Raw genomic sequence first — 11,030 nt, 5'->3', positions numbered from 1 at the left:
CCCTAGAGCTAGGCACAACAGCCTACTTTACGCCAGTTATCACTATCGATGGAGACATCCGTCTCACCATGGACGTCAACTACGTACGCCTGAATGAAATGAAGGCCGACAAATTCGGTAGTCTCGCCGTCGACTTCCCTCAGACTGATGGCTTCGTGTATAAAGGAACCGATATTATTCCCAATGGTGGTAAGCGCGAATATAAATCTTACGATAATGGGGAAGAGTACATTTACGTCGTTTCGGCCACAAGGCAATAAGTGCATGCATTTCCGGCTCTTACGCTGAGTATACTTAGCCAACTGGCGCCGGGGCTCTTGCGCCAGCGTCAGTGCATCCGCCTGGCGCTGCTGGCAGTATGCGACCTCCCTCCTGCAAGCACTCCCCTCCCCACGATATTGATCTGAAAACCCTTCGTCAGTATTGTGCGTACGTGTTAAGAATCAATTAGTGCGCATGGATCTTTATCCGCTATCTAAGCCCTCAGCCCCAAGGCTGAGTTGGGTTCGAAAATCAAATTCATGAGGGGAACGTCCACGTGCGATCAGCAACAGAGAAGGAATGCCCGGGATGCAAGACGCGACAGAAGTTCTATGCGGGCAATGTCTGTCACCAGTGTGAGATCAAGCTTCGAGATTACCCATCGCTGAAAGCCACTGTGGACCAAGCCTCAGGCGGCTCGGCGGTACGCCTGCATTTCGGGGCCCGATTGGCGTTGCCAATGGGGTGCTACAAACTGCCTGGTAGCGAGCGTATGGCTGAAGCCTTGTCTGAACTTGTGCGAGCATCGTTCCCCACCGAAGAAGTCAGTCCTGGAGAAGTGACTGATCCTTGGGTACAAAGAGGTGCGGGCCGGATGTACAGCGGTGATGGCTTCTTCGAGGTGCGTCACCGTGACACCCAGCTTTGCGACTTCATCTCAACCGTCCCCCGTGAATTTCAAGAGGCCCTTCGCAAGTTCCTCTTCGCCACCGATGCAGTGTTACGCGAGAGCAACGCGGAGGGGAGGGTGCAGGGGCAGAACCTGCTGTTCCAATTGAACGATGGCAGCTTGTCCCTGGACGACTTCAACGTTCGGCTAACGCAGGCTCAGAATGGCAATAAGCGATAACCCTGGCCCCCGCAGCACAGCATTAGAAGCTGGCAGTGCGGCGGGGAAGAGGGCCGAGGAGTTGCCCAGGAAATTACCCGTAAGCTGGCCGCTGACGTCGGTGCCGGCGCCAATGAGGAAGCCATCATGACTGACGCACCTGTACTCGCCGTGCGCCGATGTGCGCCGAACCCCATAGAACCAGAGCACTCGCTTTGTGGCGACGCGCCAGAGGCGGTCGAGCTCGGCATGGCGCCGGAGCCGTTCGAGCCAGCCGGCAAGCGATCGATTACCTGCCGGCGCTGCTGTGAGGCAATACGCGAAGTGAAGGCGATACGCAATCGTCTGGAGCCACAGAGCGCATGGCTGGGCGATCGGAACCATTACCAAACCCATGAGCATACGCAGAGCTTTCGGCGACATAGTCGATCTGAGTAGTGTTGAGAGTGGGGGCTGCCTTGCCCGTATCGTCTCCGGGCCTGCTGATTGCAATGTCTGCACCGGATTTGTGGTGGGCGTCTTTGACGACCCAAATTGCGTTGAATGGAAGGTCTTGGAGGCCTTGGATGTGCACTTGAGCCCTACCGATAAGGAATTCCACCTCGTTTCCGAGTGTGTGATGCGCGATGCTGATCATTTCACGCCCCTGAACCCTGTGACCTCCTCTGGTCAGTGCCCGGCCTGTGCAGGGACAGCCGTGGTTAACGAATGGCAAGAGCTGTTATCAGGCACGCTGAAGGCATACAAAAATCTAGTGTGCGGCTGTGGCCACTGGCACGGGGACACCGGAAATCTTGGCGAGTACCAATACCTGGAAGACATTGATGACTGGATTGCTTGGCACCAGATTCACATCGAGCAGGAACTCGCCGAGTTGGAGTGGTTGACCCCCGAGGACTTCCTGGGCTTCGTGTTGGGTCTTCAAAAAGTACATTCCTCCTGTAATGTTGATGGAATATCGAGGGACACACCATCATGACCACTCCACCGGTGATACAGGCGCAACTGCAAGCGGCATTCCGCGCTTTGCGGCCTGGGCAGCTCTCACAAGGCCGCTTCGCTATCATGGCTCACGTCCTCGGTGAAAATGGGAAACCTGCGTGTGGAATGGCTCTGGATCTGGTGAATGCAGAACCCGCCGATCGTATCCAGGTAGCGGTGCGTTGCCGGCGGCCAGGTTGCTCCAGGCGCTGGCCAGATACTGATCCTCTCGATGAGCACTTCTTCTGCAAAGACCATTCTTGGCTCAACGATCTCAAATCAAGCGTCTGATCGGCAGACCCCGGCCGCCACCAATAGAGGCCGCTAACGCATCTTGGGAGAATAACTGCATGTCGATGGAGTTTCGAAACCTGGCGGGAAACACTGTGATGATTGATCTAGGTGCTGAAGGTCAACTAGCCTTTGCATTGCCTGACCCTGCCGCCGAGCCAGGCCTTGGCCAAGTTGAAGAAGTACGCCTTCTGCGGAAGCAGATCGAGGCGCTTGTTCGCAGCAGCGGGGATCCGGCTGAAGCAGCATTGAGCATATGCGTCTTGCTCGATGAGCACCTGGGATTAGCTGAGGAAGGGTTCTTTGACGATGACGATGCGGTCCAGGATGCGATCCTGGCTGCCCGGGCGGCAGATGAGTGAGGAGCTAATACTCCGTGGTGCCGCTGGTGCCGCTGGTCCGTTTCTAACCCTAACCAAGCATCTCACCCCGCACCTCGATGATCGCGCCGCCCAGGGGCGACGATCAGTTCAACCAGCCCTCCAACTCTGAACTCCCCATTCTGCGCGCTATCGCTGCAGATCGGGGGATTGGCTTGAGCTCAAAGCCATCGCATACTGTTCGCATATACAGTATAGGGGGCAGTATGTTTTGGGATGACGAGCCGTTGCCAGAGGTGCCCGCCGACATTCTCGCCCAGGCCGCGAAAGGCGCCGACTCGGGGGATATCGGCGACCGCGAGCGTTCAGCTTTGCAGCGGGTGATCGCTATCAACCAGCGGCTATACCGCAGGGCCTGGGAACTGGAACGCAAGGTAGAAGAACTGGAGTCCCATGGGCAATCCATGCGGCAGCAGATTGTAGGCCTGGTCCAACTTACGCGACGACTGGGATACGAACCGTCTACGAAACAGCCCCGCTGATCGGGGCCCCGCCGGCCGCCTAAGCCCTAAAACACGTTGAATAATGTTCATGTCTTGGTATTATGCATACGTGTTATGTATTGTCCTGTGGCTGCGCTTCAGGCTTTCGAGATCCAAATAGGTGCTCACGAGCATGGAAGGAACCCTTCAACAAGTTACCCCGTGTCGAAAGTGCAACAGCCTAAGCGGCTGGTACGAGAAGAGAATTTGCAAGTACACGCAGATCTTCGAGGCCAACGGGGACGCCTTCGACGCCAGCAATATGGTGCGAGTTCGAGGCGGCGCTCGCCGCTTCTGTGTGCAGTGCCACCGCGACATAACCGATCAGATACAGGTGGTCGTCGCGTAACAACTCAGTCCAAAATCCTTTCAAAAACCAGAGAGAGACACGAATGAACAAGTCACAGGCACTGCCGCGAGAAACCTACATGGATCGCAACGGGCCTTGGATCCGCCCATTCTTCGCGGCGATCCTGATTCTGTTGGGGCCTGCGCTGATGCAGATCATGAATGCTACCCCGGCCTGGCTGCCAGCCTGGGCGTCGACGTTGGGTGGGGCAATCGGCTTCGTCTTTGCCGGCTTCTATGCGGTCAAGACAAACACCATTTCCGCATTGGTAGTTCGAGTTCTGGCGAATGCGCTGTGGCTGATGCTGATCGCTTACCTGGTTGTCAAAACCATGGCCCATTGAAAGAGCGGGGATCAACGTCCATGCGGGATCCGCTGAAACTGCTCCTTTTCTTCCCGGTCATCCCGATGGTTTGGGGCGGCCTGCAGTTGCACCTGCAATACCTAGGGTGGATTCCCCAACAAAGCCTGAAGTCGATCGTATGGATTATCGCCTTGAGCCTGGTGATGGCTCTCCTAGTTGCTTGGGTGCTCAAGAAGTCATCCTCCCAGGAGCGACTCACGCTTGAGATGAAGCTGAACAGTGTTGTCACTGGCGGAGGAGAGTCCTTCACCGGAGCGTTCTCATCGGATACCCGGTTCTTGGCTGATTTGGAGGAGTTCCAGAATGTCCTCCACGCTGTTGCGTGGCGTGATTCTCGAAACAATGGCTGCTTCAGGGCCTGGCGCGAACGGGCAACGGTCAAGATCTGGCCGGGGCCATTGGGGATCACTGAAATTGAGCTTGAGGTGGTTACCAGGGCCCTAGCTGCAGAATTCACCTCCCTGGAAGTTAAGGTGATGGGAGCGGCCTGTGAGGTCCCATCGCCAGCATTGTCGGTCCAGTCATGAGCTCAGTACACGAATTTTGGTGTCCCAAGTAGGCACATGTGCCTACAATGCAAAAGTAGGCACATTTGCCTATTTTCAGATGTTTGGAGGATTGATGAACGACGAACAGCGGGAAGCCAACCGGCAAGCGTTTCTGGCGCTGCTGAAACAATTTAACGTGAAGCAAGGTGAGAGTGCGGTGCTCATCAATGCCGTCACCCGGCGGCCATGCTCAATTCGAACTGTTCGCTCTTGGCTCAACGATCCGACAAAAAAATCATCCCGGCCTTGTCCATCCTGGGCGGTAAAAGCCTTGCAAGATGGGATTGTGTACATGCAGCAATTGATGGAGCGTCGAGAGCAGCAGCAAGCCGCGAAGCTGACAGCTGGAGACACCCCTAGGTAGGCACATGTGCCTATCTTCGTTATGCAACAGCTCGAACAAACCAATTAAGCCGGGCCTGCTGCCGGGCTGATACCGTATAAAACCATGTGATTTCGTGCACCTGAAATGAGGTTGTCGATATGCCTGCATGCCTGATTGACCCCGCTGACCTGGAGCGGCTCGCCAGCTCGGATACAGGGAGCCTGCAGGTCACCTTGTACCGGAGTGGCCAGGGTCTAGTCCCGTTGGAGGTTTGTGAAGACCAGGACCTAGCACGGGACGAGAAAATGACTGAACTGCGCTCCCTCATCGAGCATATGAAGACTATGAGAGATGAGTATTCCATCGCGTACAACGAAGGACTCATTGATGGTCGGCTCAAAGAACTGAGAGCGCTTGGGATTTTGAGCGAAGAGGACGTCTCTACTATCGAAGGGGAAGTAGCGGCGTGTGTGGCCCGTCTTTACTGAGCCAGCGCCAGCCCGCACAAATGAACTTTTAGGTTCAGCCGGCTGCGCATAGCACGTTAGTCAGGCAGCAGAAAACTCGTGTCGATTGCATTGTGAGGAATATCCACGCCCCACCATTCAAGCGAGCGGTCGCGGAAGGTCAGCCAGTCAGCCTGTGTTGGGCTTCCATGCGTACACATTCGGCACTCAGGTAAGCCAGACATCTGTTCGGTAACGGTATTGTGAAGATCAATTCCCCGAGGACTGAATCGGCCGACCGTTGAGCCGTCACTGCTGTGTATCCAGATTGTCTGGCGATTGGCGGCGATCTGAAGCTCGTAAAACAGCTCCTGGTCGGTTTGTTGAGTCATACCTGTACCTTGAAGTTTGCGTGTACACGGTGATGTACACCTACGTGGCTATCGTGGCAACCCTTCGAAGGAGCCACTATGACCTGGTCGGTGAATCAGATGCCTCGCGGCTTCACTCTACTTGACCGGAAGCGCAACGAAAAACGCCCCCAGCAAGCCGGGGGCGATGGTGTGCATGCTCAAGCCGCAGTTTGCTGTGGCTCAGTCATACGGGGTTGCGGCCGTGGGAGGCAAGCCACGCTCTGCGCGGAATTCTTGGGCCATCTTTGCACGACGCATATCGGAGAGGATGTCGAACTCGCGCTCGTATTCAGGATTGACGCTGCCCGTGACTGCGTAGGCGGCTCGGACCTTCTGGGATTGCACTTCGATGGCGTTACTCATCAGAGCCAGACTCCGCTTGGAGGTCGTTCGGGTGCAAGCCGTAGAGCCTGGCTATGGGGTCCCGTAGTGCACTGCGCAGCGCAGCCAATTCACCTTGCAAGTGCGTGATCTTGGCCATCTGTTCCGTTTCACCTGTATCAGCCATACGATCAGCCACCGCAGACATGTCGCTACTCACGTACGACAAGCCTCCGAAGCCGCTGACGCTGTAGCCGATGAGCTGAGCAAAATGAGCACGGTCCTCATCGCTGACATTTAGCTGGGCAATAGCGTTCATGTCGATGCCGCCTTGTTCCAGCAAGTGCACCACAATTGCATTCGCCTTGAATCGAAGCGAGCCGTTGTCGTCTTTGATGATTGGTTGCATAGGGTGAGTCATGGGGTGTCCTTGTGTGATTTCGAACTGGAGGGTTCTCGTTACACGGTGGGATGTCTTACATCGGGGCATAACGTTCAGTGGGAACAAAAAACCCCAGGCAAGCCCGGGGTGTGGTGGAGCGTTCGCCTAAGTGAGCCTGGAGACGCTATTTATCATCCGCGGCCTGGTCGCGAGGGCGAAGCAGCCGCACTGCATAGGTGCCGCTTACTACGTGGTCAACTTGGGCTGAAAAACGGCTGGTGCCCGCTTCAATTGCCTCAGTCGAGCAGTCTGGGGTGAAGCGCGCAGTCGTTGTGCTCAGCACATTGTTACCCTCGCTGTAGTATTCAGCGATCAGTCGCCTGGCACCGTCATCCCCGGCTTGCAGGTATGCGATTGCCTCTTTGATGCCGACCGCTGTTTGGTACTGCTTTCTGGCCACACCAGAGGTGCAGTTGAAACTCAGGTCGTCGACGATCAGCCAACCCTGAGACCCCAACCGATCAGCTATGAGCGTTTTCAGCGCATCGGCGTCATCTGCAGTGGTAACAGGTGAAGTTGTAGTCGGCTCACCTGGTAGGTGTTTTGCGTCGATCCGGTGAGCCAGATCCTCGGTCACAATGAAATGCGTGGAGCCAAAGGTTCGGACGACTCCACGCCCTTCGATTGGGGACTCCAAGCGATCGAGGAGGGGTCTGGTGTCGCGAATCTCCACTCCCTCACCGGTCTTGGAGATGCGCACGATGCACGCCATCTTGACGATGGTCCGTGCAAGCTCCGGGGTCAGGCAGGTCGCTACTTTCACGAGTGTTGTCATGGTTTCTCTCCTGGGGAATTGAACATCGTGCTCAGGGATGAGTTACATGGCGGAACAAGGATGCTGGCGCTCGCCGGCACGTCCGTTACACGCGTGCGTGAGCCATATCCATGGGCAAGTTCAACCAGATTTCCCTTCTGAGGAGTGCCACCCATGAGCAGCAACAAAACCGTCCCTGTCGCCGAGTACCGCCGTGCCTACGACCGTCTCCACCGCAAGGTCAATGACTACCATGCCTGCTGCAGTGCCGATGAAGTTTCCCATTGGAAAGAGATGACCCAACGGGTTTTGACTGAGGTCTCGAACATTTCGTGCTCGCGTGCGAAACCCGATGATGTCGAAAACATGGCCAAAGCGCGTGCGAGGGTCGAGGGCTACCTGGCCGCAGCCGAAGAGCGAATCGAGGCCTATAAACGCGCTGCGTGACTTTTTTCAACGCGAGCAAAAAGTGATTATTGGCGGATGAGCAGTATGGAATACCTACAATACACGCCGGCGCCGTCGGCACGCAGTGCTGATGTTCGCCGCATGCGTGCGGCATTGGCGAATGCAGGCTACATGGCCAGCGAGAACGATATCGAGCGGCTGTGGGATGACTACAGCTTCGCGAGACGCTTTTACAAGGCAGGTTGGTTTGATTTGCCCCAGGACGATGAGCAACTGCTGGAGCTTCTGCTTGTTGGGTTCAAGGTGAAGCCTATCCCCTACGACGATGACGATTCTATCCAGTGGCCTTCGCACTGGTAGTACCGTCCGCCAGGCCTGATCCCCTAACGCTGCACCACCCCGTTCTGTTCACGCAGTTCGGGGTTTTTTACACCTGCGCTTCCTGCTCAGTAGGGTAATTTCAGTAAGGCGCAACTCAAAGAGCCTGCTGCGATCGACTGCTGACACCCACAGCTTAGCCCGCGGGAGCTGCCGTCTGGGGTGGCTTATCAGGTGTTGTTGGCCATTCCTAGCTATACGGCCAACCCACTCCTTGAGGAAGAACCCAATGCAAACCATGCCCGTGACCATCGCCATGCTGCGCAACATTGCACCCGTTTCAGTGGGCGCCAGCCAGTTCAACGGAAAGCCAGTGTTCAAAGCCTACTCGAAGACCGTGGACCGCTATTTTGAGCTGCGCGGTGACGCCTCAACCAGCGATCACTACGCTGCACTGGTTGCCGAGTTCGGCGACGCAATCAGCAAGCCTGCGGCAGATTATGATGTCGAGCAATGCCCCCGGTGCTTCACCGATCTTGAAGTATTCCAGGTTGGCCTTTGCGACGACTGCCAGGCACTCGGTTGCTGAACCAATAACGTTTCATCCACCCGGCCCACGAGGCCGGGTTTTTTGTGCGCCTGACAGACCGCGGGCAGGTTGTCCTAGTTGATTATTGTTGTCCTATAGTTTAAAAATGCACTTTCCCACCGCGCTTGCGTGGAAGGGACGAGGTGGCGGGGGTCTGTTGACCAACCGATGCCATACAAAATTTTCGAGGACTTCTGCATGCCTGATCCATTCGCGCATCACCTGCGGCTTAAGCGCCCATGTGCGAACTGTCCATTCCTCAAGGAGGGAGCGATCGAGCTCACGCCTGGGCGTTTAGACGGGATTATTGAAGGGCTGCTGGAGGATGATCACAGTACATTCCAGTGCCACAAGACGGTGCACTCACGGAAGGGTGGTGAGTGGGATGAGGACGGCAATTACACCGCCTCTGGCCATGAGGCGATGTGCGCTGGTGCTGCGGCCTACCTGATGAAGAACGGGAGCCCCTCTGTCGCCATGCGGATTGCGTTTGCGACCGGAGCCGCAAACCCTGGTGACTGGAACGACGCGAAACCCTCCATTATCGATTGAGTCAGCCGGCATACCGTCTGCCCACACAATTTTCGGGTGCATGAATTTGGAAAACGAAGTTCAACTGAAACAGCCGCTGTTGACCCCGGCAGAGTTCAAGGCTGAGTACAAGGCCCGCGGCTGGAATGGCCGCCTGCTTGCCATCCGCTGGGATAAGACGGCTGTGTGGATCAGCAAAATAGTCAACGACCTTGACCGTGATCCGCACTGGGATGACGCGGTCCGCGGCTTGCCAAAAATAGTGATCACCAAGAAGTCGAAGGCGAAGTAGGCGCAATCGGCACCGAGGATCCGCGAAGGTTTTGGCCGGCTGGCTCGTTACACTCCTGGCAAAATGAACGTCGAATGAGACGTATGTAATTGCGTTCCGCATCTCCCTGAGTCATGCAACGCAAGCCTCAGGAGATTGCAAATGGGAACACTCAACTCGACCCCTACTGGTCCGGAGATGCCTCTCAAATTGTGGGGAGGAGAACAAGGCCAGCGGCTGCGTCGCGCCCAGGCGCGTCACGAAAGAATGGTGGCCAAGGCGATCAACGGCAACGTATCTAGCCGTCGTCTCAAACAATTGGTCATGCGCTATGACCGGATCCTTTACGCCGCCGTAAAGCTCGCGCCTAGGTAGCAATGAAGTCTTAATCCCATCAAGAAGCCTCAGCATGCGTGCTGGGGTTTTTTCTTGCCCGCAGATAGGCGATTGGAATCTGGCTGGCGCCGTCGATCTGGCTTATCAAACCTACGCATGCATTTACGATACATAACGCGTACGTGTAATATTTGCAGCTTCTATTCAGGAGCTCTCCCAGCCATGCTTCCACCTTCCTCTGCTAGTGAAGCCCAGCTGAGTGTCCAGGTGCCGCCAGAGGCTGAAGCCTGATGCTCCCCGTCGACGAACTGAAGGCGGTCAGGGCCCGTGTCACAGAGTGCCTGGGGCTGGCGGCATCTCATCTTTCCCGTGACATTCCAGAGATACCGGTCCTGTTTAACCTCACTGGTAAATCCGGTGGCATGTTCAGGTACCGCAAAAACAAGGTGACTGGCCGGTGCTACGACCTGCAGTTCCGGTTCAACCGCATTTTGGCGCGAGAGAATCTCTCAGAGTACCTCGATCAAATCTGTCCGCATGAGGTCGCCCACTATGTCACTCACCTGGTATGGGGGGCAGAGGTCGATCCGCACGGGGCCGAATGGACCAAGATTATGGTTGAGGTGTTCAAGGTCCAGGCCGACAGATGTCACCAGCTTGACACATCGAGAGCAGTCAAGAGGGAGTTCCTGTACCAGTGCGGGTGTGAAGGTAGAACATTCCGGTTATCGACCAAAAGGCACAATCGCATGGTCAGGCAGACGGCGCTATACAGCTGCAATGCTTGCGGTCAGCTCCTGGCTTTCATCCGAGAGGCTGATAAGGCTGCGGCCCAGGTCATATCAAAGCTGTTCATTAGCACCTCGGGCCCCGCGATCGACAGCGCTCAAGCTGACCGGATCGCCAAGCTCATCATTGATCACCAGGTGAACCAGGTCGTCATTGACTGCTTAATCACGGGTGAGCGCCACCGCCAGTTGATAAGCAAGAAATTGAATGTCCCGTTGGCCTCGGTGACCAGGCATCCGACCCCCGACACACTGCCAGGCGGGGTGACTCACGCGATCATCTTCGGCGATGGCCAAGACGAGCGTCAAGTGCGCGTAGCCAAGGCTTTCGAGCAGCGAGGGGTGAAGGTGCGGATGGTCCGAGCAGGTGTTGGCTGAAGTGGCGGTTATGAAAGCGCCCATTACCCCGAAACAATTTGCGTAGAGCCCCCCATGCGTCATACCGAACCTACCCAGCAACACCCCGATGCCGCGGATACTTTCCGCCTGAAAGCATTCCGAGTCGTCACCGGCGAACTGTTCGCTGCAGCCAATGCGCAGCATGCGCTCGACATGGCCAAATCGCACCTCTCACAGCCCCAGCTCAGCCTGCGCGACGTCGTC

20 protein-coding genes are annotated in these 11,030 nt (G+C 56.2%); 16 read left to right on the top strand and 4 right to left on the bottom strand.

The genetic code is table 11. The annotated features are described in order from the left end of the window. The 9 genes from BJQ17_RS31860 to BJQ17_RS31510 form a co-directional block, all read left to right on the top strand. Nucleotides 1-260: hypothetical protein (locus BJQ17_RS31860; protein ID WP_218188958.1), on the top strand; the 260-nt coding region annotated here is incomplete at its 5' end. Between the two features lie 494 nt (nt 261-754). After that, on the top strand, nt 755-1,111 hold the full coding sequence (locus BJQ17_RS28590) for a hypothetical protein (protein ID WP_139139836.1): 357 nt from the start codon (nt 755-757) through the stop codon (nt 1,109-1,111). 373 nt (nt 1,112-1,484) lie between these two features. Continuing rightward, the gene (locus BJQ17_RS28585) at nt 1,485-2,069 is read left to right on the top strand and encodes a hypothetical protein (protein WP_023383684.1); all 585 of its coding nucleotides are present in this window, start codon (nt 1,485-1,487) and stop codon (nt 2,067-2,069) included. A gap of 352 nt (nt 2,070-2,421) precedes the next feature. Then, nucleotides 2,422-2,724, top strand: coding sequence for a hypothetical protein (locus BJQ17_RS28575; protein ID WP_023383686.1), 303 nt, complete (start codon nt 2,422-2,424; stop codon nt 2,722-2,724). A 224-nt stretch (nt 2,725-2,948) separates the two neighbouring features. Then, the gene (locus BJQ17_RS28570; protein ID WP_041925829.1) at nt 2,949-3,224 is read left to right on the top strand and encodes a hypothetical protein; all 276 of its coding nucleotides are present in this window, start codon (nt 2,949-2,951) and stop codon (nt 3,222-3,224) included. Nucleotides 3,225-3,616: 392 nt separating this feature from the next. Further along, on the top strand, nt 3,617-3,916 hold the full coding sequence (locus BJQ17_RS28560) for a hypothetical protein (RefSeq protein WP_023383689.1): 300 nt from the start codon (nt 3,617-3,619) through the stop codon (nt 3,914-3,916). 20 nt (nt 3,917-3,936) lie between these two features. Continuing rightward, nucleotides 3,937-4,464: a hypothetical protein gene (locus BJQ17_RS28555; protein ID WP_023383690.1), complete on the top strand. Its 528-nt coding sequence runs from the start codon at nt 3,937-3,939 to the stop codon at nt 4,462-4,464. Nucleotides 4,465-4,558: 94 nt separating this feature from the next. Then, nucleotides 4,559-4,849 (top strand): hypothetical protein, encoded by a 291-nt coding sequence (locus tag BJQ17_RS28550; RefSeq protein WP_041925792.1) that lies wholly within the window; start codon nt 4,559-4,561, stop codon nt 4,847-4,849. A gap of 266 nt (nt 4,850-5,115) precedes the next feature. Next, entirely contained in the window at nt 5,116-5,298 is a 183-nt protein-coding gene (locus BJQ17_RS31510; RefSeq protein WP_135002422.1) for a hypothetical protein, read from the top strand. Nucleotides 5,299-5,354: 56 nt separating this feature from the next. Here BJQ17_RS31510 and BJQ17_RS28540 read toward each other — a convergent pair whose 3' ends face one another. The 4 genes from BJQ17_RS28540 to BJQ17_RS28525 all read right to left on the bottom strand — a co-directional run bounded on the left by BJQ17_RS28540 (nt 5,355) and on the right by BJQ17_RS28525 (nt 7,207). Continuing rightward, on the bottom strand, nt 5,355-5,648 hold the full coding sequence (locus tag BJQ17_RS28540) for a hypothetical protein (RefSeq protein ID WP_023383692.1): 294 nt from the start codon (nt 5,646-5,648) through the stop codon (nt 5,355-5,357). A gap of 201 nt (nt 5,649-5,849) precedes the next feature. Then, nucleotides 5,850-6,032 carry a hypothetical protein gene (locus tag BJQ17_RS28535; protein ID WP_023383693.1) on the bottom strand — a complete coding sequence of 61 codons (183 nt, stop codon included), beginning with the start codon at nt 6,030-6,032 and terminating at the stop codon, nt 5,850-5,852. Then, nucleotides 6,025-6,399 (bottom strand): hypothetical protein, encoded by a 375-nt coding sequence (locus BJQ17_RS28530; RefSeq protein WP_023383694.1) that lies wholly within the window; start codon nt 6,397-6,399, stop codon nt 6,025-6,027. The genes BJQ17_RS28535 and BJQ17_RS28530 overlap by 8 nt, the downstream gene beginning before the upstream one ends. Before the next feature lie 157 nt (nt 6,400-6,556). Further along, a complete protein-coding gene (locus BJQ17_RS28525; protein ID WP_023383695.1) occupies nt 6,557-7,207 on the bottom strand; it encodes a hypothetical protein in 651 nt (216 codons plus the stop codon). Between the two features lie 153 nt (nt 7,208-7,360). Here BJQ17_RS28525 and BJQ17_RS28520 point away from each other — a divergent pair, with 153 nt between their 5' ends. The 7 genes from BJQ17_RS28520 (at nt 7,361) to BJQ17_RS28490 (ending at nt 10,805) form a co-directional block, all read left to right on the top strand. Beyond that, on the top strand, nt 7,361-7,633 hold the full coding sequence (locus BJQ17_RS28520; protein WP_060501055.1) for a hypothetical protein: 273 nt from the start codon (nt 7,361-7,363) through the stop codon (nt 7,631-7,633). 45 nt (nt 7,634-7,678) lie between these two features. Continuing rightward, nucleotides 7,679-7,954, top strand: a complete 276-nt coding sequence (locus BJQ17_RS28515; protein WP_060501057.1) for a hypothetical protein — start codon at nt 7,679-7,681, stop codon at nt 7,952-7,954. Nucleotides 7,955-8,201: 247 nt separating this feature from the next. After that, a complete protein-coding gene (locus BJQ17_RS28510; protein ID WP_060501059.1) occupies nt 8,202-8,501 on the top strand; it encodes a hypothetical protein in 300 nt (99 codons plus the stop codon). A 198-nt stretch (nt 8,502-8,699) separates the two neighbouring features. Continuing rightward, nucleotides 8,700-9,053, top strand: coding sequence for a hypothetical protein (locus tag BJQ17_RS28505; protein WP_054925963.1), 354 nt, complete (start codon nt 8,700-8,702; stop codon nt 9,051-9,053). A gap of 46 nt (nt 9,054-9,099) precedes the next feature. Continuing rightward, nucleotides 9,100-9,324, top strand: a complete 225-nt coding sequence (locus BJQ17_RS28500; protein WP_226342923.1) for a hypothetical protein — start codon at nt 9,100-9,102, stop codon at nt 9,322-9,324. A 141-nt stretch (nt 9,325-9,465) separates the two neighbouring features. Beyond that, nucleotides 9,466-9,678 (top strand): hypothetical protein, encoded by a 213-nt coding sequence (locus tag BJQ17_RS28495; protein WP_054925947.1) that lies wholly within the window; start codon nt 9,466-9,468, stop codon nt 9,676-9,678. Between the two features lie 251 nt (nt 9,679-9,929). Continuing rightward, nucleotides 9,930-10,805 (top strand): SprT-like domain-containing protein, encoded by an 876-nt coding sequence (locus tag BJQ17_RS28490; RefSeq protein ID WP_082420985.1) that lies wholly within the window; start codon nt 9,930-9,932, stop codon nt 10,803-10,805. Nucleotides 10,806-11,030: the final 225 nt, after the last annotated feature.

It is taken from the genome of Pseudomonas sp. NBRC 111139 (assembly GCF_001753955.1).
Lineage (GTDB): Bacteria > Pseudomonadota > Gammaproteobacteria > Pseudomonadales > Pseudomonadaceae > Aquipseudomonas > Aquipseudomonas alloputida.
This window is presented reverse-complemented; position numbering and strand designations above follow the sequence as displayed.